The organism is Pristimantibacillus sp. PTI5 (assembly GCF_048572955.1).
Classification (GTDB): domain Bacteria; phylum Bacillota; class Bacilli; order Paenibacillales; family Paenibacillaceae; genus Pristimantibacillus.
In genome coordinates, this window is the sequence record NZ_CP183886.1 from 6130032 (window position 1) to 6156308 (window position 26277).

The 26277-nt window shown below is 46.6% G+C and carries 22 protein-coding genes and 3 tRNA genes; 24 read left to right on the forward strand and 1 reads right to left on the reverse strand.

Annotated features, from left to right (window positions below; translation table 11 throughout):
• Positions 1 to 22: 22 nt before the first annotated feature.
• The 16 genes from lspA to ACN6MW_RS27040 all read left to right on the forward strand — a co-directional run bounded on the left by lspA (position 23) and on the right by ACN6MW_RS27040 (position 21079).
• Positions 23 to 544, forward strand: coding sequence for a signal peptidase II (lspA, locus tag ACN6MW_RS26965; protein ID WP_364141089.1), 522 nt, complete (start codon positions 23 to 25; stop codon positions 542 to 544).
• Positions 525 to 1463: an RluA family pseudouridine synthase gene (locus ACN6MW_RS26970; protein ID WP_419872896.1), complete on the forward strand. Its 939-nt coding sequence runs from the start codon at positions 525 to 527 to the stop codon at positions 1461 to 1463. The genes lspA and ACN6MW_RS26970 overlap by 20 nt, the downstream gene beginning before the upstream one ends.
• A 118-nt stretch (positions 1464 to 1581) precedes the next feature.
• Positions 1582 to 2817: an LL-diaminopimelate aminotransferase gene (locus ACN6MW_RS26975; RefSeq protein ID WP_364141083.1), complete on the forward strand. Its 1236-nt coding sequence runs from the start codon at positions 1582 to 1584 to the stop codon at positions 2815 to 2817.
• A 338-nt stretch (positions 2818 to 3155) separates the two neighbouring features.
• Entirely contained in the window at positions 3156 to 3731 is a 576-nt protein-coding gene (gene pyrR / locus ACN6MW_RS26980) for a bifunctional pyr operon transcriptional regulator/uracil phosphoribosyltransferase PyrR (RefSeq protein WP_419872897.1), read from the forward strand.
• Complete coding sequence (locus ACN6MW_RS26985; RefSeq protein ID WP_364141078.1) at positions 3728 to 4627, forward strand: aspartate carbamoyltransferase catalytic subunit; 900 nt, start codon at positions 3728 to 3730, stop codon at positions 4625 to 4627. The genes pyrR and ACN6MW_RS26985 overlap by 4 nt, the downstream gene beginning before the upstream one ends.
• A gap of 43 nt (positions 4628 to 4670) precedes the next feature.
• Complete coding sequence (locus ACN6MW_RS26990; RefSeq protein WP_419872898.1) at positions 4671 to 5957, forward strand: dihydroorotase; 1287 nt, start codon at positions 4671 to 4673, stop codon at positions 5955 to 5957.
• A gap of 63 nt (positions 5958 to 6020) precedes the next feature.
• Complete coding sequence (locus ACN6MW_RS26995) at positions 6021 to 7166, forward strand: carbamoyl phosphate synthase small subunit (protein ID WP_419872899.1); 1146 nt, start codon at positions 6021 to 6023, stop codon at positions 7164 to 7166.
• Positions 7153 to 10377, forward strand: coding sequence for a carbamoyl-phosphate synthase large subunit (carB, locus tag ACN6MW_RS27000; protein ID WP_419872900.1), 3225 nt, complete (start codon positions 7153 to 7155; stop codon positions 10375 to 10377). The genes ACN6MW_RS26995 and carB overlap by 14 nt, the downstream gene beginning before the upstream one ends.
• A gap of 138 nt (positions 10378 to 10515) precedes the next feature.
• Positions 10516 to 11253, forward strand: a complete 738-nt coding sequence (pyrF, locus tag ACN6MW_RS27005; protein ID WP_419872901.1) for an orotidine-5'-phosphate decarboxylase — start codon at positions 10516 to 10518, stop codon at positions 11251 to 11253.
• Positions 11246 to 11893 carry an orotate phosphoribosyltransferase gene (gene pyrE / locus ACN6MW_RS27010; RefSeq protein ID WP_364141063.1) on the forward strand — a complete coding sequence of 216 codons (648 nt, stop codon included), beginning with the start codon at positions 11246 to 11248 and terminating at the stop codon, positions 11891 to 11893. Before pyrF ends, pyrE begins: the two co-directional genes overlap by 8 nt.
• 169 nt (positions 11894 to 12062) lie before the next feature.
• Entirely contained in the window at positions 12063 to 13790 is a 1728-nt protein-coding gene (locus tag ACN6MW_RS27015) for a methyl-accepting chemotaxis protein (RefSeq protein WP_419872902.1), read from the forward strand.
• Between the two features lie 177 nt (positions 13791 to 13967).
• Positions 13968 to 14699 carry an ABC transporter ATP-binding protein gene (locus ACN6MW_RS27020; RefSeq protein ID WP_419872903.1) on the forward strand — a complete coding sequence of 244 codons (732 nt, stop codon included), beginning with the start codon at positions 13968 to 13970 and terminating at the stop codon, positions 14697 to 14699.
• A complete protein-coding gene (locus tag ACN6MW_RS27025; protein WP_419872904.1) occupies positions 14665 to 15738 on the forward strand; it encodes an efflux RND transporter periplasmic adaptor subunit in 1074 nt (357 codons plus the stop codon). Before ACN6MW_RS27020 ends, ACN6MW_RS27025 begins: the two co-directional genes overlap by 35 nt.
• Positions 15739 to 15741: 3 nt before the next feature.
• Positions 15742 to 18657 (forward strand): ABC transporter permease, encoded by a 2916-nt coding sequence (locus ACN6MW_RS27030; RefSeq protein ID WP_419872905.1) that lies wholly within the window; start codon positions 15742 to 15744, stop codon positions 18655 to 18657.
• A gap of 8 nt (positions 18658 to 18665) precedes the next feature.
• The gene (locus ACN6MW_RS27035) at positions 18666 to 19556 is read left to right on the forward strand and encodes an ABC transporter ATP-binding protein (protein ID WP_419876461.1); all 891 of its coding nucleotides are present in this window, start codon (positions 18666 to 18668) and stop codon (positions 19554 to 19556) included.
• 5 nt (positions 19557 to 19561) lie between these two features.
• Positions 19562 to 21079, forward strand: a complete 1518-nt coding sequence (locus ACN6MW_RS27040; RefSeq protein WP_419872906.1) for an ABC transporter substrate-binding protein — start codon at positions 19562 to 19564, stop codon at positions 21077 to 21079.
• A gap of 64 nt (positions 21080 to 21143) precedes the next feature.
• Here ACN6MW_RS27040 and ACN6MW_RS27045 read toward each other — a convergent pair whose 3' ends face one another.
• Entirely contained in the window at positions 21144 to 21659 is a 516-nt protein-coding gene (locus ACN6MW_RS27045) for a 2'-5' RNA ligase family protein (RefSeq protein ID WP_419872907.1), read from the reverse strand.
• 229 nt (positions 21660 to 21888) lie between these two features.
• Between ACN6MW_RS27045 and ACN6MW_RS27050 the strand changes: the two genes are divergently transcribed.
• The 8 genes from ACN6MW_RS27050 to ACN6MW_RS27085 all read left to right on the forward strand — a co-directional run bounded on the left by ACN6MW_RS27050 (position 21889) and on the right by ACN6MW_RS27085 (position 26276).
• Positions 21889 to 22053, forward strand: a complete 165-nt coding sequence (locus ACN6MW_RS27050) for a hypothetical protein (protein WP_364141043.1) — start codon at positions 21889 to 21891, stop codon at positions 22051 to 22053.
• A 108-nt stretch (positions 22054 to 22161) separates the two neighbouring features.
• Positions 22162 to 22238: transfer RNA gene (locus tag ACN6MW_RS27055), tRNA-Met, on the forward strand.
• A 37-nt stretch (positions 22239 to 22275) separates the two neighbouring features.
• Positions 22276 to 22352: transfer RNA gene (locus ACN6MW_RS27060), tRNA-Ile, on the forward strand.
• A gap of 21 nt (positions 22353 to 22373) precedes the next feature.
• Positions 22374 to 22459, forward strand: a tRNA-Leu gene (locus tag ACN6MW_RS27065).
• Positions 22460 to 22631: 172 nt separating this feature from the next.
• On the forward strand, positions 22632 to 23570 hold the full coding sequence (locus ACN6MW_RS27070) for a tyrosine-type recombinase/integrase (protein ID WP_419872908.1): 939 nt from the start codon (positions 22632 to 22634) through the stop codon (positions 23568 to 23570).
• A 483-nt stretch (positions 23571 to 24053) separates the two neighbouring features.
• Positions 24054 to 24992, forward strand: coding sequence for a hypothetical protein (locus ACN6MW_RS27075; RefSeq protein ID WP_419872909.1), 939 nt, complete (start codon positions 24054 to 24056; stop codon positions 24990 to 24992).
• Between the two features lie 354 nt (positions 24993 to 25346).
• Entirely contained in the window at positions 25347 to 25664 is a 318-nt protein-coding gene (locus ACN6MW_RS27080) for a hypothetical protein (protein ID WP_419872910.1), read from the forward strand.
• A gap of 381 nt (positions 25665 to 26045) precedes the next feature.
• Positions 26046 to 26276, forward strand: coding sequence for a hypothetical protein (locus ACN6MW_RS27085; RefSeq protein WP_419872911.1), 231 nt, complete (start codon positions 26046 to 26048; stop codon positions 26274 to 26276).
• Position 26277 lies beyond the last annotated feature (1 nt).

A 26277-nucleotide genomic window follows, 5' to 3' on the forward strand; every position in this document is an offset into this window, starting at 1 on the left:
ACAAAAAAATAGGAGTGATAAGATGCGTTTTTATTATTACTGGGTAGCGGTATTGGTGTTTATCCTTGATTTTGTAACAAAGAGACTGATTGAATCGAAAATGGAAATCATGGAACAAATTAGCGTTATCGGTAATTTTTTTCTCATTACATCGCATCGGAACCGTGGTGCGGCATTCGGTATTTTGCAAGAGCAGCGTGTTTTTTTTATTATCATAACCATTTTTATCGTTGCAGGCATTATTTGGTACATACAGGCGGTGCGTAAATCGGCAAAACCGCGGCTGCTAATCGGTCTCGGACTTGTGCTTGGCGGGGCGATCGGGAATTTCTTGGACCGTGCGCGTTTTGGCGAGGTTGTTGATTTCCTGCAATTTAATTTCGGCAGCTATGAGTTCCCGATCTTTAACGTGGCAGATTCGGCAATCGTCTGTGGTGTTGCCTTAATTCTTATCGACACCTTGTTATCGGCAAAAGAGGACAAGGCACGTTCGCAAAATGGAGAGGACAAGGATCAAAACAATCATGAACAGCAACCTGTATAATGAAGATTTATTGGAATGGACAGCAGAAGCGGAGCAAGCCGGCGAGCGCGTAGATAAATTTATTACGGACATGATCGATGAGCAATCTGTATCTCGAACGCAGGTACAAGAGTGGATCAAGGATGGGGCCGTTCTGGTCGATGGAAAAGTGGCAAAAGCAAACCTGAAGATCGTCGAGGGCAATCATGTCGTTCTACAAATCCCTGAACCGGAGGAAGCGGCAATCGTACCTGAAAATATTCCGCTTGAGGTTATATACGAGGATTCGGATCTGATTGTCATCAACAAAAAACGAGGCATGGTCGTACATCCTGCGCCTGGCCATTCTTCGGGAACGCTAGTAAACGCGCTCATGCATCATTGCAAAGATTTGTCCGGCATCAACGGTATGATTCGACCTGGCATTGTGCACCGTATCGATAAGGATACAACCGGATTATTGATGGCTGCAAAAAATGATCTTGCGCATATTTCGCTTGCCGAGCAGTTAAAAGAGCATTCCGTTACTCGCAAATATATCGCGCTTGTTCATGGTAATTTGCCTCATGATCAAGGTACGATCGATGCGCCGATCGGACGCGATCTGAATGACCGGAAGCTGTTTACGGTAACCGAACGCAACAGCAGGCATGCGGTAACCCATTTCCATGTGCTGGAGCGTTTGGGCGATTACACGCTGGTAGAGCTGCAGCTTGAAACCGGCCGTACGCATCAAATCCGCGTGCATATGAAATACATCGGGCATCCCCTTGCCGGAGACCCGGTATATGGACGAAATAAAACGGTAGCCTTGAAGGGACAAGCCCTGCATGCAGCACGATTAGGCTTCACACATCCGCGAAGCGGCGAAAGATTGGAATTCGAATTGCCTTTGCCGGCAGACTTCGAATATGTTTTGACCAATTTGCGGTCCAGATAAGCCAAACGTGCAAAAGTGCAAACTTTTCGCCACATTATTCATTATTTAGATCTGAGAAGTGCGTTATTCTAAGGGATATCAACAGATGTAAATGAAAAATAAGGATAGGTGACAAGAAATGACATCCATTAATCAAAATTACTTGGAGCTGCAAGGCAGCTACTTGTTTTCTGAAATTGCAAAACGCCGCACGAAATTTATTCAAGAAAATCCGAATGCCGAAATTATCAGCTTGGGAATCGGCGATGTAACGCGCGGTTTGCCTGACGCTGTTCTCAATGCCATGCACAGTGCGGTAGACGAGCTGGCTGTACCGGGTTCATTCCGCGGTTACGGTCCCGAACAAGGTTATGATTTCCTAATTAATGCGATTATCGAAAATGACTATAAAGCTCGCGGCATCGACATTGCTTCGAACGAAGTGTTCGTAAGCGACGGTTCGAAATGCGACGTCGGCAACATTCAAGAAATTTTCAGCGAAAACAGTATCGTAGCTGTACAGGATCCTGTTTACCCTGTGTATGTCGATACAAACGTAATGGCTGGACGTTCTGGCAAGTACAACCAAGAGACGAAGCGTTACGAGAACATCGCTTACTTGGAGTGCACGGCCGAAAATGATTTCAAACCAAGCCTGCCGGACCGTAAGGTTGATATCATTTACTTGTGCTACCCGAACAATCCGACGGGCATGACCCTGACAAAAGAAGAGCTTAAAGTATGGGTTGATTATGCGAAAGCTAACAACTGCATCATTCTTTATGATTCTGCTTACGAGGCGTTTATCCAAGAAGAGGATGTTCCGCACAGCATTTACGAAATCGAGGGCGCTCGCGAAGTAGCCATTGAATTCCGCAGCTTCTCCAAAACCGCGGGCTTTACGGGCGTACGCTGTGCTTACACAGTCGTTCCTCGCGAGCTTAAAGGTCTGGACGCTTCAGGAAACGAAGTTTTGATTAACGATTTGTGGAATCGCCGCCACACGACGAAATTTAACGGTGTTTCCTACGTAACGCAGCGCGGTGCTGCCGCTATTTATTCCGCGGAAGGCAAAGAGCAAATCAAATCTTTGGTTGATTACTATATGACCAATGCTGCGATTATCCGCGATGGATTAGCATCCCTGGGCTTAGAAGTGTTCGGCGGCGTTAACGCTCCTTACATTTGGCTGAAAACGCCTAACGGCATGGACTCTTGGTCATTCTTCGATAAGCTTCTAACCGAAGCCAACATCGTTGGAACGCCGGGCGTAGGCTTCGGGCAAAGCGGTCAAGGCTATTTCCGCCTTACCGCATTCGGCAGCCGTGAAAATACGGAAAAAGCAGTTGAAAGAATTCGTAAGCTAAGCCTTTAATAACCAACGCTATCCTTGCATAGCTCATCGGGATTGGACCACCCTACGTACAAGCGGAAATATTCGTTTTTACTTGACATCTAATGTCGAACGTGGGATAATTTCTATGATATACAGCAGTACCTTTAACTCAGTCCCGAGAGACTGGCAAGGTAGCGTGAATAACAAGCCTATAGAAGAGAAGATTCGGACAGCCTAGGATGCTGCTCTCTGTGACGAGAGCAGCGACGGTCTGTACCCTGTCTCTTTATGGCTTATCACAAAGCTCCTTGCGATTTTTGCAAGGAGCTTTTTGTCGCAACCTGGCATTTGAGCGGTAATGGAAGGAGTCAGCGGAAATGTCGGAAGAAGAGCATTTAGTCATCATGGATGAAACGGCGATTCGCCGCGCATTAACGCGAATTGCTCACGAAATCGTAGAGAAGAACAAAGGGATCGACAATTGCTTAATCGTGGGCATCCGAACGCGGGGGATCTACCTTGCCCGTCGGATAGCGGAGCGAATCGGTGAAATTGAAGGCAGGCCGGTGCTTGTAAGCGAACTGGATATTACGCAATACCGGGATGATCGAACAGCAGCCATTTCTGCGGATGTAGAGGTAGCAGCCGCAATCGGCGACACGGACGGCGTGCCTTTCACCGTGCAAGACAAACGAATCATTTTGATCGACGATGTGCTGTATACCGGACGTACGATTCGCGCGGCAATGGATGCGCTTATGGATTGCGGGCGGCCGCAAAGCATCCAATTGGCGGTGCTGGTAGACAGAGGGCACCGTGAGCTGCCCATCCGGCCTGATTTTGTCGGCAAAAACGTGCCGACCTCGAAGCAGGAGCAAATCGATGTGGCATTGACCGAAATCGACCAAATTGACCAGGTGACCATCATTAACCAAAGGGGGCAAGCCGGATGACGATGACTCAGCTAAAGCAACGGAGTTTGCTCGGATTGAAAGATTTAAGCAAAGACGAGATTGAATCGATTCTTGATCGAGCTGCATATTGGGAAAATCAAACAACCAAAGTTCACAACACGATGCAAGGCAAATTCGCAGCTAACATGTTTTTCGAAAACAGTACGCGCACTCGCTTTTCCTTCGAGGTTGCAGAGAAGCGCCTTGGGACGGAAGTACTGAACTTCTCTGCGGCGGTATCCAGTGTCCAGAAGGGTGAATCCATTTACGATACGGTTCGCACGCTCGAATCGATGGGAATCGACGTCGGCATTATCCGCTTGAAGCCGATAGGGGTGCTTGCGGAGCTGGCTACAAAAATCAAGGTTCCGCTGATCAATGCCGGAGATGGCAATAATGAGCATCCAACGCAAGCATTGCTTGATATGTATACGATGCGGAAGCATTTTGGACAACTTAAGGGTTTGACCGTGTCGATTGTCGGCGACGTGCTGCACAGCCGGGTTGCAAGATCAAACCTATGGGCACTGCAAAAGTTCGGAGTGAACGTAAACTTCTGCTCACCGCCGAATATGCAAGCCTCTGAGCTGGATGTTTCTTATGTCTCGATAGATGAAGCTTTAAAATCAGATGTAGTCATGATGCTTCGCGTACAGCTTGAGCGTCATGAAAGCGGCATGCTGAGCTCGGCCGAAAGCTACCGCGAGCATTACGGCTTGACGGTCGAAAGGGCAAGCAAACTTGCAAATCATGCGATTATAATGCACCCGGCGCCAATCAACCGTAACGTAGAAATTGACGATGAACTGGTGGAGCACCCGCAATCACGCATTTTCCCGCAAATGGAAAACGGGGTTCCCATCCGCATGGCAGTCGTAGAACGCGCGCTAAGCTAACAAAGGCAACATAGACTGAACGAATCCGGAGGGTTAAACAATCATGTCATTATGGATTATTAACGGTAACGTATGGAACGAAACTTCCGGCAGCCTGGAAAGCAAACATATCCGCATCGAAAATGGGAAAATCGAAGCCGTTATTGACGGCGCACAAACGCCAGACACGGGCAGTGCAGAAGTTATCGATGCGCAGGGCAAGCTAGTGTCACCCGGCTTTATCGATATGCATGTCCACTTGCGCGATCCTGGTTTTGAATATAAAGAAGATATCGCGACAGGCACACGTTCCGCTGCGAAAGGCGGCTTCACAACGATCGCTTGCATGCCGAACACCCGTCCGGTAACGGACACGGCAGAAACCGTTCGATACATTACGAACAAAGCGGAGCAGGTTGGAATTGTAAAGGTTCTGCCATATGCTTCGATTACCAAAAACGAACTGGGCCGCGAGCTGACGGATTTTGCTTCCCTTAAGGAAGCGGGAGCCATTGGCTTTACGGATGACGGAGTAGGCGTCCAGAATGCCCAAATGATGAAAAACGCCATGGCTCTTGCAAAATCAATGGATATGCCGATTATCGCGCACTGCGAGGATGATACCTTGGTTGAAGGCGCATGGGCTTCGGAAGGCGAGTTTTCGCGTAAGCATGGCTTAAAGGGAATTCCGAATGAATCCGAAGCGATTCATGTAGGAAGAGATGTTTTGCTCGCGGAAGCAACAGGCGTCCATTACCATGTATGCCATGTGAGCACCGAGCAATCGGTTCGCCTTATCCGCCTTGCAAAACAAATCGGGGTGAGAGTAACAGCTGAGGTTTGCCCGCATCACCTGCTGCTGTCCGATGAAGATATCCCGGGTCTTGATGATGCAAATTGGAAAATGAATCCTCCTCTTCGCACGCCGCGCGATGTTCAAGCGGTCATTGAAGCGATAGAAGACGGTACGATCGATATGGTCGTAACCGACCATGCGCCGCATAGCGCGGAAGAGAAGGCTCGCGGCGTACAGCTTGCGCCTTTTGGCATCGTTGGGTTCGAAACGGCATTCCCGCTCTTGTATACCAAGTTCGTGCAAACCGGCAAGTGGACGCTTGGCTTCCTCTTGCAGCGTATGACTGCAGACCCTGCGCGGGTTTTCCGCCTGCCAACCGGACGGTTGGAGCAAGGCGCGCCTGCTGACGTGACCATCGTGGATTTGAACAGCGAGCGTTCGGTAGATCCGAGCACATTCGCTTCAAAAAGCAACAATACGCCTTTTGGCGGCTGGAAGCTCAGCGGCTGGCCAGTAACTACTATCGTTGACGGCGCTGTCGTTTGGTCGGAATAACCATTTTAACTACTTACTTAAGCTAATATATGGGGAACAATCAACACCTGAGGAGTGATACGGATGCAAGCAAGATTATTGTTGGAAGACGGTACATTGTTTACGGGCCTTTCGTTCGGCGCAGAAGCGCAAATGATGGGCGAGGTTGTGTTTAATACAGGAATTACCGGATATCAAGAGGTTCTATCCGATCCGTCCTACTGCGGGCAAATCGTAACGATGACTTATCCGCTGATCGGCAACTACGGCATTACGCGCGACGATTTCGAAGCCATCCGTCCGTTTATCCACGGCTTTGTCGTACGCCGTCACGAAGAAGTGCCAAGCAACTGGCGCGCTCAATATTCGCTGGGTCAACTGCTTAAGGAATACGGCATTCCGGGCATCAGCGATATCGATACTCGCATGCTTACTCGCAAGCTTCGTAACTACGGTACGATGAAGGGCCTTATTACTACAGGAAATGAACGCGTTGAGGAGCTTGCTGAGCGCCTGAACATTTCCAAGTTGATGACAGATCAAGTAGCCCGCACGTCCACGCCTAACGTGTTCTCGAGCCCAGGCCAAGGCGAGCGTATCGTTCTCGTTGACTTCGGCGCAAAAAGCGGCATCCTGCGCGAGCTTACAAAGCGCGGCTGCGATGTTGTTGTCGTACCTCACAATACAACGGCAGACGAAATTCGCCGCCTAGCTCCAGACGGCATTCAATTGTCGAATGGCCCTGGGGATCCGAAGGATGTACCTTACGCGGTGAAAATGATTTCTGAGCTGCTCGGCGAATATCCGATCTTCGGCATCTGCTTAGGACACCAGTTGTTCGCTCTTGCATGCGGCGCTGAAACAACCAAGCTGAAATTCGGACACCGCGGCGGAAACCACCCGGTTAAAGAGCTTGCGACGAATCGCTGCTACATTACCTCTCAAAACCACGGCTATACGGTTCTTGAGGATTCGGTAAACAACACGCCGTTGTCTGTTACGCATATTAATAACAATGACCGCACGATCGAAGGACTTAAACATAATACATTCCCTGCTTTCTCGGTTCAATATCATCCGGAAGCAGCTCCTGGACCATACGATTCCAGCTACCTGTTTGATGAGTTCCTGCAAATGATCCGTACGCACAAGAAAAATAACCCACAAAAACCTCGTCAAGCTGTGATATCGGAGACGTTGAAAGGAGAGCTTCAGTATGCCCAAAAATAATGAACTCAAAAAAATTCTCGTGATCGGTTCCGGTCCAATTGTCATCGGACAAGCGGCGGAATTCGACTATGCCGGTACTCAAGCTTGCCAAGCGCTCAAGGAAGAGGGCTACGAGGTTGTTCTAATAAACAGTAATCCGGCTACCATTATGACGGATACGAATATGGCTGACAAAGTTTATATTGAACCAATCACACTTGATTTCGTATCGCAAATTATCCGCCAAGAACGTCCCGATGGCTTGCTTCCAACACTAGGCGGCCAAACCGGTCTTAACATGGCGGTTGAGCTTGCGCGCGCCGGCGTTCTTGAACGCGAGAACGTGAAGCTGCTCGGCACGCAGCTGACTGCGATTGAAAAAGCAGAGGATCGCGATTTGTTCCGCGACCTGATGCGCGAGCTGGAACAGCCTGTGCCTGACAGCGATATCGTTACAACGGTAGAGGATGCTGTGAATTTTGCAAACACGATCGGATACCCAATCATCGTACGTCCAGCTTACACGCTCGGCGGCACGGGCGGCGGTATTTGTGCGAGTGAAGAAGAGCTCCGCGAAACGGTTGCTTCCGGAATCCGCTACAGCCCGATCAGCCAATGCTTGATCGAAAAATCGATCGCTGGCATGAAAGAAGTTGAGTACGAGGTTATGCGCGATGCGAATGACAACTGTATCGTCGTTTGCAACATGGAAAACTTTGACCCGGTTGGCGTTCACACAGGCGATAGCATCGTTGTAGCGCCTAGCCAAACGTTGTCAGACCGCGAGTATCAAATGCTCCGTTCAGCGTCCTTGAAAATCATTCGTGCCCTAAACATCGAAGGCGGCTGTAACGTACAGTTCGCTCTTGATCCGCAAAGCTATCAATATTATGTAATCGAAGTAAACCCGCGGGTTAGCCGTTCTTCGGCGCTTGCTTCTAAAGCGACGGGTTACCCGATTGCAAAAATGGCAGCGAAAATCGCGATCGGCTACACGCTCGATGAGCTTGTAAATCCGGTTACGGGACAAACGTACGCATGCTTCGAGCCTACGCTCGATTACATCGTATCGAAAATCCCGCGCTGGCCTTTTGATAAATTCGTTAACGCGAACCGTAAGCTGGGTACACAAATGAAAGCAACCGGAGAAGTTATGGCAATCGGCCGTACATTCGAAGAATCGATCCATAAAGCGGTCCGCTCGCTCGAAATCGGAGCTCACCGCATTCATCTGAAGGAAGCCTCTTCTTTAGAAGACGCTGTGCTTCGTTCACGCCTTGAGAAACCGGATGATGAGCGCATGTTCCTTGTAGCAGAAGCGTTCCGCCGCGGTTACAAGCTTCAAGATATTCAAGATATTACGAATATCGACTGGTGGTTCCTTGATAAAATCGAGAAGATCGTAGCTTTCGAGGATCGTATGCGCAGCGAATCAACTTTGACTGAGCAAACGTTGTATGAAGCAAAACGCAAAGGCTTCTCTGACCGTTCGATTGCAGAGGTTCGTAAAGAGGGCTTCCCAAGCGGCAGCCATACGACGGAAGAGGATGTACGCGCACTGCGCGTGAAGCTAAACCTGAAGCCGGTTTACAAAATGGTAGATACTTGCGCGGCTGAATTTGAAGCTTCGACGCCTTACTACTACTCTACTTATGAAGTAGAAAATGAAGTAACGGTTACCGACAAACAAAAGGTTCTCGTGCTTGGTTCGGGTCCGATCCGTATCGGCCAAGGTATCGAGTTCGATTACTCAACGGTCCACGCTGTATGGGCCATCCAAAATGCCGGCTATGAAGCCGTTATTATTAACAACAACCCGGAAACGGTATCCACCGATTTCAGCACATCGGATAGACTGTATTTCGAACCGCTGTTTTTCGAAGATGTCATGAACGTCATCGAACAGGAAAATCCAATCGGCGTAATCGTGCAATTCGGCGGCCAGACAGCGATTAACCTGGCAGCACCGCTTTCCAAAGCAGGCGTTCGCATTCTTGGTTCCAGCCTAGAGAGCATTGACGCTGCGGAAGACCGCAAGAAGTTCGAAGCACTGCTTCGCAGCTTGAATATTGCACAGCCAGATGGCAAAACGGTCATCTCCGTCGATGAAGCGGTAGTTACTGCGCAAGGTCTTGGTTATCCGGTGCTTGTTCGTCCTTCTTATGTGCTTGGCGGACGTGCGATGGAAATCGTTTATTCCGACGAAGAGCTTCTGAACTACATGGAAGTTGCCGTTAAAATTAACCCGGAGCATCCGGTATTGATTGACCGCTATATGCTTGGCAAAGAAGCAGAGGTAGACGCGATTTGCGATGGCGAAACGGTTATCATTCCAGGGATTATGGAGCATGTTGAACGCGCAGGGGTTCACTCCGGCGATTCGATTGCGGTATATCCTCCACAATCGCTTTCGGAAGAAATTAAGCAGCAAATCGTTGATATCACGATCAGCATTACGAAAGCACTGAATGTAATCGGGCTTGTTAATATCCAGTTCGTCATTCACCAAGATAAAGTGTATGTAATCGAAGTTAATCCGCGTTCGTCGCGTACGGTTCCATTCTTGAGCAAGGTTACGAATATTCCGATGGCTAACTTGGCGACAAAAGCCATTCTTGGCACTAAGCTTACTGACCTCGGTTATGTAGAAGGTTTGTGGCCGGAGGATGAATACGTATCAGTAAAAGTACCGGTCTTCTCCTTTGCGAAGCTGCGCCGCGTAGATCCGACGCTTACTCCGGAAATGAAATCGACGGGTGAAGTAATGGGACGCGACGTGCAGTATGCAAAAGCTCTTTATAAAGGCCTTATCGGCGCAGGAATGAATATTCCGACATCTGGTGCCATCATTGCAACCGTAGCAGATAAGGATAAAGAGGAAGCAACCGAATTGCTTCGCGGCTTCTTTAACCTCGGCTACAAAATCATTGCAACAGGCGGAACGGCGAAAGTATTGGAAGAAGCCGGCTTGATCGTTACGACTGTTAACAAGCTAAGCGAAGGTTCACCGAATATTCTAGATCTAGTACGCGAAGGGCAAGCACAGTTTGTCGTCAACACGCTGACAAAAGGTAAAGCTCCTGAGCGTGACGGATTCCGGATTCGTCGTGAAGCGGTTGAGAATGGCGTTGTTTGTATGACATCGCTAGATACGGTTCGTGCATTGCTTGTGATGCTTGAAACGTTGAACTTCTCGTCGCGTTCGATGCCGGTGCTGCTTCAAAAGAAATAAGCTCATCGCAGCTTAAAAGTACGGCCAGCGTTAATTGCTTCGCTAGGCTCCTCTGGATTACATCATTGAGGAGCCCAGCATGAAGCAAACGTATGGCCGTTTATTATGCAAACGAACAAAGAAATGGGGAGATCGCGGATGAAGTTGACAATGGAGCAAGCGGCTGGCCGGGTTATGGTCGCGCTGGATTATCCAGATGCTGCTGCAGCGGAACGACTGATTACGGAACTGCAGGGTATTCCATGTTACATAAAGGTTGGAATGCAGCTGTTTTACGCGGCTGGCCCTTCTTTTGTGCAGAGCTTGAAAGAGCGGGGCTACCACGTTTTTCTCGATGTGAAAATGCATGATATTCCGAATACGGTAAAAGGCGGAGCCGGCAGCGTGACAAAGCTTGGCGTGGATATGTTCAACGTTCACGCAGCAGGCGGTAGCGCGATGCTGGAGGCAGCGCTGGAAGGCGTGGATATCGCGATTACCGGAAGCGGGCTTCGAAAGCCTACCGTAATCGCGGTTACGCATTTGACAAGCACGAGCCAAACCATGCTAAATGAGCAGATTGGGATTAGCGGGACTGTTGAAGCAGCTGTTATCCGCTACGCGGAGCTGACAAAAAAAGCAGGTTTGGACGGCGTAGTCGCATCTCCGTCTGAGGTAGAAGCGATAAAAGCGGCATGCGGAACATCCTTCAAAACGATAACGCCGGGTATTCGACCAGCAGGCTCCGAGGTCAATGACCAATCGCGAATCATGACGCCAAGCGAGGCATTGCGTCAAGGTACCGACTATATGGTTATCGGCCGTCCTATTACAGCAGCGCCAAGCCCGAGATCGGCACTAGAATCCATTATTGAGGAGCTGACTTCCTATGAGTAAAGTAACGTTGACCGAATTGCCTGATAAAATTGCCAAAAGCTTGCTAGAAATTGAAGCGGTTGCGCTTCAGCCGAATGATCCTTTCACATGGACTTCCGGCATCAAATCGCCGATCTATTGCGATAATCGTCTTACTATGACTTACCCTGAAATTCGTGATCTCATCGCTGAGGGGTTTGCAACAATCATCCGTGAGCGTTATCCTGATGCTGAAGTGATTGCAGGAACCTCGACGGCCGGCATTCCGCATGCGGCTTGGGTTGCACAGAAATTAAATCTGCCTATGGCTTATATTCGCGATAAGGCGAAAGGGCATGGTAAGCAAAACCAGATCGAAGGGAAAGTTCTGCCTGGCCAAAAGGTCGTTGTTATTGAGGATTTGATCTCAACTGGAGGAAGCTCCATCAAAGCAGCGCTTGCGGTAAGAGAAGCGGGTGCAGAAGTTTTGGCGGTTCTCGCCATCTTCACATATGAATTCGACAGCGCCAAACAAGCATTTGAGAATGAACAAGTACCGCTTGCGACGCTGTCCAACTACAGCGCATTGATTCAGTCAGCTGTTGAGCTGGGCAAGGTTGCTTCCGATGATGTGGCGACACTTCAGGCATGGAGACAAGATCCTCAATCCTTCGGTAAATAACCGGCCAATCACACGCAAAAAGGCGCGCTCTCATATCCAGGAGAGCGCGCCTTTTTTTCGTTCGGAATTCGACAATAAATTTTAATGATTTTAATAATTACTCTTCTTAATACATAGGAGACACCGATAAATATAAGTAGACGATATAAACTAAGGGGCGAGATTATTCATGAAATTATCTTTGCGTTTCCGATTGGCAATGCTCTCCATTATGCCGCTTGCGTTTTATGCTTTCACCGGACTTTATATGCTAGGAGAGCAGCGCGCCATTTTAGAGGAAATGACGGAACAAATCTATGCAACCACGAATAAGGTGGATACGTTAATTTTGAACGCCGACCGGGATATGTATCAGGCTTATCAAGCTTATTTGAAGGTGGAATCAGGCTCTTTGGATAAGGTCAGTGCCGATTCTGCTCGTGAGGAGCTGGCAGCAAATATCAAGCAGGTGGATGAGCGGGTAAGCGAAGCGGAGGTTATTTTATCCGAAAAAAAACTGCTGGACTTAGCGTATGGCGATTCTGAGCGAAGCATGAAACAGATTTTAGTCGAATTTAAAACGAACTTTGAAATCTGGACGGCTGCAGCCGAGAAAGCTGTCGGAGACGGCGCCAGTAAGTTTCAAAACAGCGAAATCGATAACAACTTTCAAACCAGCCGGTCAGGCATAGATGAAATTGGTCAAAACATTGGTGTTTACGCTAGTACGACAATTACGGGTATCACTGCGGAAGTGGATAAAGCGCAGCTCAACTTATTTGTAGGTATCATTGCAGTAACTATCGTTTTGGGAGTTTCTGTGATATTCACGGTACGCCATATCATGAAGACGATTAAAAGCGTTGTATTCAAAACACAGCGCGTCGCAGAAGGTGATTTAACCGTCCTTCCTGACCGTAAATACAGCAAAGACGAGCTGGGCAGCATTTCAAGGTCTGTCGACCATATGATCGAAACGATGAGTCAGCTTATCAGCGGTATCGCAGCAAATGCCGAAGATGTAACAAAATCGACGGCTAAACTGACGATGACATCACAGGAATCCGCAGCCGCTGCGGAGCATGTGGCGCGTAACATTACGGAAGTGGCAAACGGGTCAGAGGTTCAGGCAAGAGGTGCTGTGGAGACAGCCCGGGCAATCGAGGAAATGACGATCGGCATTCAGCGTATTGCAGAGAATACGTCTTCGATTGCCGACAAATCTACCGCCACTTCAGAGCAAGCGAATCTCAGCCATGATTCGCTGCTGCGGTTAATTGATCAAATGGACGAAGTTACGGCGGTTATTAACAAGCTCTCAGGCACGATAGGAACATTGGAGCAGCGTTCGAAGGAAATCGGCTTCATTGCAGAGAACATCACAAACTTCGCGAATCAGACGAATATTTTATCGCTTAACGCATCCATTGAAGCTGCACGCGCGGGTGAACACGGCAAAGGCTTTGCAGTTGTTGCCGGTGAGATTCGCAAGCTTGCCGCAGGCTCGCTCGCATCTGCTGACGGGATTCATCAGCTTGTCCATGAAACGCGAAGCGAGATCGCGGGAGCGTCGGCTTACATGTCCCAAACGAAAGACGAGATGTCGCGAGGAAGCGAGCGAGTTCGTGAAGTCCGTCAAAATCTTGATACTATCGTGGCTTCCATTATGCAAATGAGCGAGCAAATTCACGAAAATTCCGCGATTACGCAGCAGATGTCCGCCAGCTCCGAGCAGGTCAGCGCCTCAATGGAGCAAACTGCCGCAACCGCGGCCGCGAACCTGGAGAAAACGGAAAGCGTAGCCGCCGCGACGGAAGAGCAGCTTGCTTTGATGGACAATATATCTACCGCGGCTGTTCATTTGGATGAGATTGTACGTGAACTGGATCTTGCTATTTCTCACTTTAAGGTGAGCTAAAAAAGAAGTAAAAGCTGCTGCAGCGTGATCCGAAAGGATCGCTGCTGCCAGCTTTTTTTTTATAAAAAAATGTTTTAAAAAGTTGTTTGATTTTGGCGTAACTTTTTGAACATGTCCTTCGTCTATCATGTAAGATTAGAATTATGAAAGTTGTTTAAGGAGGGATCGGAAGCGCTGATGGCCATTCCGCAGGAAGAAGAACAGAAGACAGACGCGCAGCTTGAGCCCGCTGAAGAAAGGCGTAATCTACTTACCGTTACAGACGTAGAGCGTACATTTCAAGTTGGCGGTTCTCCGCTGCATGTATTAAAAGGCATTCGAATGGAGCTTAAGGAACGCCAGTTAATTATGCTAAGGGGCAGATCAGGCTCAGGCAAGACAACGCTGCTGAATTGCTTGGGAGGGCTCGATACACCGAGTAAAGGCGAAATCTTGTTTAACGGCTTGCCTTTTCATAGTATGAGCGATGATGGGCGTACATTAGTCAGGCGTAAGCACATGGGCTTTATCTTCCAAGCCTTCGCACTTATGCCGCTTTTGTCCGCCCGTGAAAACGTGGAACTCTCCCTTCGCATGGCGGGCGTGCCTCGCGCGGAATGGAAGGACAGAGTGACCAAGTGCCTAGAATTAGTCGGACTGGAGCGGAGGATGAATCACCGGCCGTTCGAGCTCTCCGGCGGTGAGCAGCAGCGCGTCGCCATTGCGAAGGCGATTGCCCATAAGCCGATGCTGCTGCTGGCCGATGAGCCGACCGCAGAACTGGATTCCGGCATGTCCGCACAAATTATGGCGGTTTTCCAAAATATCATTCGCACTGAACAAGTATCTATTTGCATGACTACACATGATCCTACGATTTTGGAGGTTGCCGACCATGTCTATGAAATGGTGGACGGGAAATTTATTTAAACGTTCAATGATAGTTGCTATGAGCGTGTCCCTAGTATTTGCAAGCGGGTGTTCATTGCTTCCCGCGGAAGACGAAGAAGAAGTACTGCCTGAGATTGCACCGCCTCAAATATCCAAAAAACCGGAATATGAAGTGACGACCGCAACGCTTGAAACGAAGGTGCAAGTCATTGGCAAGCTGATTTCTTTAGAAGAAGAAACGTTGTTTTTCACGTTGGACGGCAAGCATTTGAAAGAGCTGTACGTCAAAGCAGGAGAAACGGTTGAGGCTGGGCAGGCTATCGGCGAGCTGGATGTTGACGATTTGGTCAAAACCCTTCGCATGGAGAGGCTTGCTTTCAAGAAAGAAGAAATTGCAATGAAAGAAACGCTGCGCGGACGGGATGAAATGGATCCTATCGAATTTGAGGAAAAGTCCATTGCATTCGAAGAGCGCAAGCAAAAGCTTGTCGACATGGAAGAAGAAATCGCGAAAGCTACCTTGAAGGCGCCATTTGGCGGAACGATCGTTACGCTCAATGTGCAGAAGGGGGACCTCATTAAAGCATACGCGCCGATTGCCATTGTCGCTGATACGAGCAAAATAACGGCTGCCGCGAAGCTGACCAAAACGGAACTTGAAAAAGTGGCCGTTGGACTAGAGGTTGATGCCAATATTAGCAATGTAGGAACCTTTAAAGGGAAAGTAAAGCTGCTTCCCGTGAAAACGGAGGATCAGAATACCGGCGGCGGAACGGGCGGAACGCCTGGAGAAACGAAGCCAGAGAGACCTGAGGATTTCCTCATCGTCGATCTCAAGGGTTTGCCGAAAAATCTAAATCGCGGTACGCCGCTGTCCATTAACATTATTACGAAGCGCACTGAAAACGCCATCGTTATTCCTCCTTCCACGCTTCGTTCTATCGGGTCCCGCACCTATGTGCAGGTTATTGATGCAGACGGCAAGCGCGAAGTCGACGTAGAGGTTGGTCAACAAACCTCGACGCAGGTAGAGATCCTGCAAGGTTTGAAGCCGGGGCAGAAAGTAGTAGGTCGATAGCCAATGGGAATTCCGCTGTTTCGTTTTTTGTTCCGCAAAATGTGGAACACGCGCTGGCTAACCTTAAGCACGCTTGCGGGACTGACACTGGCGGTTGCGTTTGCAACGAGCATTCCGATGTATGCAGACGGCGCTCTCAAGAGAGTCGTAGCCGAATCCCTGCAGCAGAAGAGCGCCGGATTACCGGCAGGCTCGCTGCTGATGAGGTATCAATCACCTGCCGGCGGTAAAACGGACTTATCAGCGTTGACGGAGCTTGAGCGTTACATTTCTGATGGAGTGCCGAAGGAGATCGGCTTTCCTTTCACTACGTATGTGAACAGCTACTCCATTCGGGGCTCGGAGGTCGTACCTGAAGACCCCTCTAAGGTCGATGCGGGAAGAAACCGACAGCTGACGATTATGACGATGTCCGGGCTGGAAGCGAACACTGAGCTCACCCAAGGAAGATGGTTCATAAACGCGGAAGGCGACGGTGAGCTGCTCGAAGCTGTCATGTTTGAGGAAGCGATGTACCGTAACGATATACATATCGGCGACATATTTGAATATCCGATATACGGCGGTCTTGATCTTACTTTACGGGTGAAGATCGTCGGAGCCGTCAAACCGCTAACGGATACGAGTTCATACTGGTATCAAGGAATGGAGAGCTTGCTGGGCACATTCCAGGTTAGCGAAGCGGCTTTTGAAAAGGTATTGCTTGCAAAAAAAGGCATTCCGCTTCACAATGCCAGCTGGTATTATGCTTTTAATCTTTCGGAAATTCAAACGAGCCAATTAACGCCGCTGGGGAAGACGCTTGAACGACTAAATATTGAGTTGTATCAGCGTCTCAAGGACACCCGAGTAGAAATTTCTTTTGCGTCCACCCTATCGGAATTCAAGAAGCAGAGCTTGCAGCTGCAGACGCTGCTATTTACGCTCGCGGCTCCAATGCTTGCTATGGTGTTTTTCTTCATTGCCATGAATGCACGCCAGTCGCTGGATAAACAGCGAAGCGACATTGCCGTGCTGCGAAGCCGGGGAGCAGGGACGCGGCAGATTATTTGGATTTATTTGTTGGAAGGTCTCCTGCTAGGCGGCATTGCTCTAGCGAGCGGCCCTTTTCTCGGCTGGTTTATGGCGAAGAGCATCGGATCAGCCAACGGGTTCCTCTCTTTCGTTAATCGGAAATCGATACCGGTAGGTTTCTCGACGGAAGCGATGATCGCAGGAGGCGCAGCTGTACTGCTCGCACTGCTGGCCACGATTATTCCAGCGATCATTTACGCAAGATCATCAATCGTAAGCTACAAGCAGGATCTGGCGCGCTCTGACCGCAAGCCAGGCTGGCAGCGCTGGTATCTGGATGTCCTATTGATAGTGGCTGCAGGCTATGGTTGGTATATGTTCAATGAGCGCCAGATGCTGACGTTTAAAACTGGTATGACAACGGATCAACTAAATGTTCAGCCGTTTCTGTTTTTCGTGCCGGCACTATCGATTTTTGCGCTTGGATTGTTTTTCTTAAGGCTGTTTCCTTGGCTGCTGAAGCTGTTTACATGGCTCGGCCGCAAATTTTTGCCTGTCCCGCTATATTTGACGCTGACGCAGTTGTCCCGTTCTTCCAAAGGTTATTATCCGCTAATGATTCTGTTAGTGCTGACGCTTGGACTCGGCGTTTACAACGCATCAGCAGCCCGAACCATCGATTTGAACTCGACGGAACGAACGCTGTATAAATACGGAGCTGACGTTACCATCCAAACGGTATGGGAAGGATCGGCAGAAGTGACAACGAATCCAGGCAGCGGCGGCTCCGGAGGAAGCGGAGGCGGTTCCGGCAACGGCGGATCAGGCGGCGGGGCCGGAGGAGGGTCTGGTGGCGGAGCGGGAGGCGGTTCCGGCGGGGGCGGCGGTCAAAGCGTGCCCACAAAGATTTTGTACAGTGAACCACCTTTCGAGCTGTTCCGCACCCTTGAAGGCGTAGAAGCGGCTGCCAGGGTGCTTCAGGCGAAGGGCAGCGTTGTCATCTCTGGCAAATCGATTGGCCAAGGTACGGTGATGGGAATCGATAACGTGGATTTTGCCAAAGTCGGCTGGTTCCGCAACGATTTGTACCCCGTCCATCCTTATCACTATTTAAATAATTTAGGCTTGTATGAGCATGCTGCACTCATTCCTTCTAAAGTAGCAGAGAAATATCAGTTGAAGCTGGGCGATCCGGTGTCTGTCGGCTTCGCAGAAGGCAAAGTTGATTTTGTCGTGGTCGGCATCCTGCCTTATTGGCCTAGCCAATATCCGGACAAATCGCCGTTTATCATTACGAATTTGGACTATATTTATGACCAGCTGCCGCTCATTCCATACGAGGTATGGCTCAAGATGAAGCCGAATGCGAAGGTAGCCCCTATCGTAACGGACCTGCAGAAGGCGGGCATTGAGCTTGCATCGGTCAAAGACGTAAGAAGCGAACTGATTTCACAGTCTAAGCTTCCTACGCGGGGCGGTGTTTTCGGAATTTTGAGCTTAGGATTTCTCGTTTCAGTGATCATTACGCTGGCTGGCTATGTGCTGTTTTGGTTCTTTAATCTATCGGGACGCGTGGTCCAGTTCGGCGTACTGCGAGCGATGGGGCTATCGCGCAAACAGCTTACGGGGATGCTGCTGCTAGAGCAGCTGTTCACCGCTGGTCTTGCGATCGGTCTAGGCGTGTTAATCGGGAAAGCAGTCAGCTTGCTCTTCCTGCCTTTCCTTCAAACAACAGAAAATGTAGCAGAGACGGTGCCGCCGTTCCGAGTAATATTCGATTCGAATGATACGAATCAATTGTTCGTCGTAGTCGGAGTCATGATGCTAATCGGCGCGATGCTGCTCTTCCTGCATATTCGCAGGCTGAGAGTGCATCAAGCGGTCAAGATGGGAGAGGAACGATGACAACAGCGATGATCGATTGTGAAGGCTTGGTCAAAATCTATAAAACCGACGATTTGGAAGTCGTAGCCCTGCAGGGTCTTAACCTGAAAGTCAATGAAGGCGAGCTGATGGCTATCATTGGCAACAGCGGGAGCGGAAAATCGACGCTGCTGAATACGCTGGGCGGTCTTGACCGCCCCTCTGCCGGACAGGTGCGCGTAGGTCCTTGGGATTTGCTTAAAATTACCGAAGAGGATCTCGTTCAATACAAGCGGGAGACAGTAGGCTTCATTTGGCAAAATAATGCCCGCAACCTGCTGCCTTACCTCTCCGCGCTTGAGAACGTCGAGATGCCGATGATGTTGTCCGGCAAGGTTGACCGCGCCTATGCCAAGCAGCTGCTGGAGTGGGTCGGCCTCAAAGAGCGGATGCACAATAAGCTCCATCAATTATCAGGAGGAGAGCAGCAAAGGGTTGCCATCGCGATTTCGCTTTCGAATCGCCCCAAGCTGCTGCTGGCGGATGAGCCGACCGGCTCCGTGGATACAACGACCTCCGACTTAATAATGGAGATTTTTCGCAGGCTTAACCGCGAGATCGGGATTACGATTGTCATCGTTACCCATGATTTGACGCTTGCGGGCAAGGTCGACCGAGTGGTTGCAATCCGTGACGGCTTAACCAGCACGGAATTTATAAAACGTAATCCGAATATTAATCCTGATGGAGGTGAGGCAGGGCTTCCGGCTGTCACCAGCGGACTGCAATCTGTGCATGAAGCCTATGTCGTTGTAGATCGAGTTGGACGTTTACAAGTGCCGAAAGAGTATTTAGCTGCATTAAACATTAAGGATAAAGCAACGATGGAGTTTGACGGTGAGCGGATCATTATCACTCCGCCTAAATCATTGGGGGGTTAAATCGGATGAATAATAAACGGTCTTCAGGAATTCGTATTCGCAAATTTACTTTAGTAAGCTTGACGCTTGCTTTGCTTATTGGATTGCTCGCTGCATGCAGCAGCGGCTCAGACAGTTCTACGGAAAAACGGGTATTGCGGGTTGGCGTCTTATATGGTGGTTCGGATAATGAGCCGTATTTCCGCCAGCAATATACCGACATGTATGAAATGTCCCACCCGAATATTGAATTTGAAATCGTTGGCGCAATCAATTATGATGAACAACGCTTTGAACAGACAGATCCAGCAAAGCCGATAACGCAGCCTGATCCGTATGAGAAAATGAAAGAAATGCTGAACGGGACAAATCCGGTGGATGTTGTCGTCCTTGATTACAATATGCTGCGCCGCATGACGCAGGATAACCTGCTTCAACCGCTTGATCCTTTAGTGCAGCAGGATAAATTTGACCTCAGCGATTATGTTCCGACCGTGATCGATGGAATTAAGTCAGCGGGAGACGGCAATCTGTATGCTTTAACACCTACATTCAGCTCTTCTGCGCTGTACTACAACAAAAAAATGTTTGCCGATGCCGGCGTAACGCCTCCAACAGACAAAATGCAGTGGGCGGATGTGCTAAATCTTGCACGCCAAGTAGCAAAAGGTGAGGGTGAGGACCGCAAATTCGGATTTGCGTTTAACCGCTGGCCATCCGATGGCTTCAACGACACACAGGTATACAGCCAAGCTCTGCAGTTGAAAATGTGGGATGACAAAGGCGAGAAAATGCTCGTTAACAGCGAGCAATGGGAAAATGTATGGAACACGGTTTCTACTCTCTATCAAGAAGAAATTATTCCTACCCAAGAATTCATTAACAAGATGAATGAGAAGCTGGCTGCTGACGGCGGCAATGTAAATGATCCGTTCTACGGCGATCTGTTTATCAAAGGCAAGGTAGCCATGACAATCGGGGAATACGGCTATATCAATGAGCTTAAGAAAGCTTCGGACAACGCCTCGAAAATCAAAGATTTCGAGCCAGTAGACTGGGATGTGGTTACCGTACCGGTTCACCCGAACGATCCGGATGTAGGCGGCAGCATTTATCTAAGCCAATTGATGGGAATAAACAGCAAAGCTCAAAACGATAAAGACGCATGGGAATTTATCAAATTTTCGAACAGCAAGGAATGGGCTAAGCTGAAGTCGAGAAGCTTGTACGAAATGGTTGCCCGTAAAGAGTTTTTGACGCCAATCGGTGGCATGCAATATAACATGGACGCCTTTACTTCACTTAAGCCGCTTCCTCCAACGAGCACGGACGCCGATAAGATTTTCCGTGAAAAACCAGGAATTTGGGAAGCTCAACAGCCTGGATACGAGCTGTTCCAAGAGGTTATTAAGAAAACAAAAACCGCAAAAGAAGCGCTTGCCGAGTGGGAAACCCGTGGTAACGCGGTGCTGGAACGCTTGAAAACGAATCCTAATGGAGGCGTAGAAGGCGGAGGCGGACCAATCGACATCATGCCTAGATAATGAATAAAGCAACAAGCCCGTAAGCGACCCTAGTGTCGTTTACGGGCTTGTTGCTTCTTTCTGGCTATCCTCTTAAAAGAAACGACTGATATGCGGTCCAGGACCCGTTATCGGTTTGATAAAGCAGATGTACACGATCTATTCTCGACGATAGTTCAATGGCCTGCATGCGGAGATTGCCGTACAAATCGTGAAGCTCGTCTGCCGGGAGCTCCTGCCCGATCGTGAGATGCGGCGTGAAAACATACTTAGGTGGCTCCGGGATCGTCAATGGGCCGCTGCAAACCTGCTCGTGAAGCTTTTGCATGGATACGGTGTCTTGAAGCGCAAGGTAAAGCACATGATTGACCGGATAGAAGGTTGAGACTCGGTTCAAATGGATGGAGAACGGGGGCAGCACGGACGTAATCTGCTCCAAATGGTTCACAGCTCCCTGCAGCTCGTCATCCGACCATTCTTCAGCTTCTCTGACCGTTAGATGGGCAGGGATGGCCGAGTAATGCGGATCATGCCGTCTTCGCCAGCTGTTCGCGAAATCCTGTACATGTTTTTCCGGAAAAACGACGATGCCATATAACATGAACTTCAGCTCCTTCAAATTGACCTAATTTGAGTATACCCGATTTGTATAAATTTTAAGAAGTTGAAAAATTTTAACTCTCGGTCAGGCGTAGTCATGAATTTCATCAAATGCGATTAGAAAGACTATGTTTACTTGTATTATCTGTCGTTTGGGGTATTCTAATGGCTACAACCTTTATTGAAGCGGCAGCATGCTGCTTATTCTATAAAACAGTGGAGGGATTCGCATGAGATGGGTGTACTGGGTTCGCCTATACGAGACGAAATTTCAAGCGGGGTGCCTGGTTAGAAGAATGGAAAACGACTGGTGGATTCATGGTTATGAAAGCCCTCGCGAAGTCGAGGTTTTCCGGTCGCGCAAGGGGCGATTTGGCGTCAGATTTATCCCTTAAAAAAGAGTCAAAAATAAAATAGAATATTTTGCTTGACTTAAATGATGCTCATATAGTATATTATTTTATGTCGCCATTTCAAGAAGCTTTGCTCAAATGGATAAACGTCGCGGGGTGGAGCAGCCCGGTAGCTCGTCGGGCTCATAACCCGAAGGCCGCAGGTTCAAATCCTGCCCCCGCAACCAACCTTTCGATGAATACGTTGAAAAATACGTTTTTCGAGGGCCCTTAGCTCAGTTGGTTAGAGCGGTCGGCTCATAACCGATTGGTCGGGGGTTCGAGTCCCTCAGGGCCCACCATAAGCAAAACTTTCACATCATGCCGGGGTGGCGGAACTGGCAGACGCACAGGACTTAAAATCCTGCGGTGGGTGACCACCGTACGGGTTCGATTCCCGTCCTCGGCATACCTCGAAAACCTTGAGATATCAATGGTTTTCACGAAGTACATAAGCTTCACAAATGCCGAAGGTTCTGAGTACTTATAACAGTAATTTTATAAGTACACAGAACTCAAAGCGAAGATAAAACTCTTTTTCAACACTTGCCATAAACAAGTGATGAAAGGGAGTTTTTTTCATGGCAAGAATTTCGAAAATTAAGAATGTAGTAACTGTAAATTGGAATGAAGCGTTAGAACAATTTTTATTTTGGAAGAAAGCACAGAGAATAAGTGAACAAACCTATAAGGATTACAACCAGCAGGTAAGACTTTTTTTCAAACGTTATCCTGATTCATTCGATACTAGTGACAATTTAAAGCATAATGTATTTCATTATCTAGGCCAGGACGATATAAAGCCATGCACGTATAACAATCGCTTAATATACCTCCGTACTTTCTTGAATTGGTGTTTGGATCAATCAATCGTAGATAATAACCCTCTGCAATCCATAAAAAAGCGTAAAGATGAAGGACGTGTAGTCAGCATTGACCGAGATGTTCTAATTCGGTTGTTAGATCAACCTGATAAAGGAACATTTACTGGTTTGCGTGATTTTGCATTAATCCTTTTAACATTAGATACTGGAATAAGGCCAAAAGAAGCACTTTCTCTATCGCTTCAAGAATTTAATCCAAACTCACAAGAAATATATATTACATCAATTAAGGCTAAAACAAGGGTTTCAAGAACGTTGCCTATTTCTATACCAACTGTCAGAGCAATCCGTCAGGTAATCTCTGTAAGACCAGCTGAATGGGGAGATGACGTGCCGATTTTCTGTACATGTGAAGGGAAATTTCTTAATCGTCATACTTGGGGAGATAGGTTAGAACGGTATAGTAAAGCACTAGGTTATCACATTCGACCTTATGATTTAAGACATGCATTTGCTCTTGAGTTTATTAGAAATGGAGCAAATGCATTAACTTTACAAAAAACTCTTGGACATAGCGATTTAACTATGACAAAACGTTATGTAGCATTGACAAATAAAGATTTAAAAAGAGAGCATTCTATATCTACTCCAATCAATAATCTGATGCCTGAAACGAAAAGGCTTAGAAAGCTCTAATTTGATACATGGATTCTCAAATCATCTAAAAGAATTTGATGATTTAATAAATTCGTACAATTAGATTCGTTGCTGTTTAAAGCTTTATTTTCTACAATACTAGGTTGTTATGGTTTAGTTATCTCAGCGGAGAATTTCAGAAGATATCGAACACTTTTCGATGACTTCTGAGAATGGCTAGAATGTTCTTAGAATCGTTATAAAACCATTGGAATACAAAATGAACTTAATATCCACAAACGAATACAGAGCATTGTAGAGTGAGTAAAAGCGAAGTGGAAAGATTTATAAATCATCTAAAGCAAAAGCAAATCATTTTTTAAAGTTAATTTACCATTTTTCGATTAAGTATGATAAACACTAAACAGCCATCAGGTGATAAACCGATGGCTCTTAAATTTAACGTTGACAAGCACAAAATAAAACCGTTTACTTGCAGTAATTAACAGGCACGAAATAAAATAAATAAAGGAGGTGTACTAAATGTATAATCATGAAATTAAGGAATTATTCTTGCAGAAATTTCCGAAAAACACCAGAGTGGTCTACAAGAGTGTTTTTACTAAAACGGAAAGTTCTGAGAAACTGCTTGAAAAAGACTTATTCGATTTTAATCTGGAAGAAGTGTCAGCTTTTTTTCTCCAGTTAGAATCACTTTATATATCGACTGCTAGAAGTTATGGGAGAATTATAACAGGATATGTTTCGTGGGCTATTGAACTAGGATATAAGTCAGATACAATTAACCCTTTGAAAGAAGTTAAAACTAAATGGTTCGATAAGTTTGCAATGACAGAAAGGCTTTATTTTTCTGAAATTGAATTAACACGAATCGAATTGAACTGTGAAAATGCCCAAGATGCAGTAATCATCCGTTTGCTGTTCGAAGGTGTTCAAGGGAAAGCAGTTTCTGAATTGAGAAATCTTACTATATCAGATGTGGATTTTGAAGGACGTATTCTTCAATTGACTGATAATGATGGATCAATCAGGGAACTACTTGTTTCTGAGAAATGTATAAAACTCATTAAAGACGCTTATGAAGAAATGACCTATACAAAAAAGAACGGTCGTATGGGTTCATATGATAATATAAGAGATTATACAGAATTAGTGGATAGTGAGTACATTATTCGCAGTTCGAATACAAGCAAGGAAAAAAAATCTGGTGCCGTTGATAAGCATGTAATTTACAGAAGAATATCATCCATAGAAGAAGAACTTGAATTGCAAAACTTTAATGTGAAAAATATTTCGCGTTCGGGAATGATCAAGTTAGCAAGGGATAGGTTTATCGACCATGGAGAATTAAATTTGGTCGACTACGTTATGATTGCAAAACAGTTTAAAATTAGTTCAAGTAGAACTATTATGGAGTTTGCGAATTATGAAACCATAACAGAGCTATACGGTAGGATGTAACTATTACCTCTTACCAATATAACAAGCACAAAATAAAATGATTTAAATTCAAGTTATAAGCACAAAATAAAATTAAATTAAAAAGGAGCAATAACAATAAAAAAGAGTTATTTTCAAAAAGTATATGAGGTAATTAAATTAACAAATAATGATTTTGGAGATGTAGTTATTTCTGAACTCGTAAGATTATTAGTAGAAGAGAAAGTATCAGATTTCAATCATTATGTTAATGACGAATTTGTGGTCGTTTTTATAACTACTAGCTTGAATCTAATTGCGATAAAATATGATTTCAATAGCCAATCCTCGTCAATTGTTAGTAACAATAGAGAAGCTCTTGAAGATGTATTTGAATTGCAATTAGAATATGAAGAGAATTTAAAACAATTGTTATTACAACTAACAGAAGAAAATTCAGATTCAAATATAGAGAGTAATAAACACAAGAGAAATAAAAGTAAGTCCACTAGACCAAGAATAGTTGATAAACTAATATATTCAATTGAAGTACTTAAAGAGAAGGACTTTGGATTCGCTGGTTTTAATTATAAAGAGGATATAGAAAATGGCTTATTTACGCTATTATATGAAGCGGAAGGTGAGACTATTGAGTGCATTTATAATAAGAATGAACGTGATTTGTTTATTTCAGGTCTTTCTGATATTTGGTGACGGAACAAAAACTAAAGATCTAAATAACTTATAAATGAAAAGAGGCAGGCTATTGCTAAAATAGCTTGTTTTTATTTTGTGGTTCAAGTTTAAAAAATGTAAGTACAAACGATTATGTTACTGCTATTGTACGAATCCAGTCTAAGTTTCGTGATCCTGAAATGCATTAGTAACAGTTCGATATTCGCATATATTTATTAATTAAATGAACAATCAAACAAACCACATAGTTTGTTTGGAAAAAGAAAGCGTTTACAATTTAATGAATATATGGTATACTAGTCTAATAGTTAAGCGAAACGCAAATATAAAAATTCCTAAGAGAATGGTCAATACGACATTCTCTTATTTTTGCGTTCCAAAATAAGGGGGGAAATGTTCATGGATAGTATTAAAGAAGTCTACAGAGCAAGAAGATTAATGAAGAGAATAAGACTTAGAGAAATTGCAGAATTACTGGGTTGTACAAAAGGGTTGATAGGTAATTGGGAAAACGGAAAAGGTTACATGTCGGAGTCGAAAGTGACAGAATACATGAGATATATTGATGATTACGAAAACGAACTCAGTAAGTACAAGAATATATCAAAACACTCGAAGGGAGAGAAATGAA

What these genes read in the sequence shown, in the direction of transcription:
- ACN6MW_RS26995 (WP_419872899.1), top strand. Translation starts at nt 6,021, where the DNA reads ATGCAAGCAAGATTATTGTTGGAAGACGGTACATTGTTTACGGGCCTT.
- ACN6MW_RS27045 (WP_419872907.1), bottom strand. Translation starts at nt 21,659, where the DNA reads ATGTTATATGGCATCGTCGTTTTTCCGGAAAAACATGTACAGGATTTC.
- ACN6MW_RS27015 (WP_419872902.1), top strand. Translation starts at nt 12,063, where the DNA reads ATGAAATTATCTTTGCGTTTCCGATTGGCAATGCTCTCCATTATGCCG.
- pyrF (WP_419872901.1), top strand. Translation starts at nt 10,516, where the DNA reads ATGAAGTTGACAATGGAGCAAGCGGCTGGCCGGGTTATGGTCGCGCTG.
- ACN6MW_RS26985 (WP_364141078.1), top strand. Translation starts at nt 3,728, where the DNA reads ATGACGATGACTCAGCTAAAGCAACGGAGTTTGCTCGGATTGAAAGAT.
- ACN6MW_RS27070 (WP_419872908.1), top strand. Translation starts at nt 22,632, where the DNA reads ATGGCAAGAATTTCGAAAATTAAGAATGTAGTAACTGTAAATTGGAAT.
- lspA (WP_364141089.1), top strand. Translation starts at nt 23, where the DNA reads ATGCGTTTTTATTATTACTGGGTAGCGGTATTGGTGTTTATCCTTGAT.
- ACN6MW_RS27040 (WP_419872906.1), top strand. Translation starts at nt 19,562, where the DNA reads ATGAATAATAAACGGTCTTCAGGAATTCGTATTCGCAAATTTACTTTA.
- ACN6MW_RS27020 (WP_419872903.1), top strand. Translation starts at nt 13,968, where the DNA reads ATGGCCATTCCGCAGGAAGAAGAACAGAAGACAGACGCGCAGCTTGAG.
- ACN6MW_RS27075 (WP_419872909.1), top strand. Translation starts at nt 24,054, where the DNA reads ATGTATAATCATGAAATTAAGGAATTATTCTTGCAGAAATTTCCGAAA.
- ACN6MW_RS27035 (WP_419876461.1), top strand. Translation starts at nt 18,666, where the DNA reads ATGATCGATTGTGAAGGCTTGGTCAAAATCTATAAAACCGACGATTTG.
- ACN6MW_RS27025 (WP_419872904.1), top strand. Translation starts at nt 14,665, where the DNA reads ATGTCTATGAAATGGTGGACGGGAAATTTATTTAAACGTTCAATGATA.
- ACN6MW_RS26990 (WP_419872898.1), top strand. Translation starts at nt 4,671, where the DNA reads ATGTCATTATGGATTATTAACGGTAACGTATGGAACGAAACTTCCGGC.
- ACN6MW_RS27050 (WP_364141043.1), top strand. Translation starts at nt 21,889, where the DNA reads ATGAGATGGGTGTACTGGGTTCGCCTATACGAGACGAAATTTCAAGCG.
- ACN6MW_RS26975 (WP_364141083.1), top strand. Translation starts at nt 1,582, where the DNA reads ATGACATCCATTAATCAAAATTACTTGGAGCTGCAAGGCAGCTACTTG.
- ACN6MW_RS27030 (WP_419872905.1), top strand. Translation starts at nt 15,742, where the DNA reads ATGGGAATTCCGCTGTTTCGTTTTTTGTTCCGCAAAATGTGGAACACG.
- carB (WP_419872900.1), top strand. Translation starts at nt 7,153, where the DNA reads ATGCCCAAAAATAATGAACTCAAAAAAATTCTCGTGATCGGTTCCGGT.
- pyrR (WP_419872897.1), top strand. Translation starts at nt 3,156, where the DNA reads ATGTCGGAAGAAGAGCATTTAGTCATCATGGATGAAACGGCGATTCGC.
- ACN6MW_RS26970 (WP_419872896.1), top strand. Translation starts at nt 525, where the DNA reads ATGAACAGCAACCTGTATAATGAAGATTTATTGGAATGGACAGCAGAA.
- ACN6MW_RS27085 (WP_419872911.1), top strand. Translation starts at nt 26,046, where the DNA reads ATGGATAGTATTAAAGAAGTCTACAGAGCAAGAAGATTAATGAAGAGA.
- pyrE (WP_364141063.1), top strand. Translation starts at nt 11,246, where the DNA reads ATGAGTAAAGTAACGTTGACCGAATTGCCTGATAAAATTGCCAAAAGC.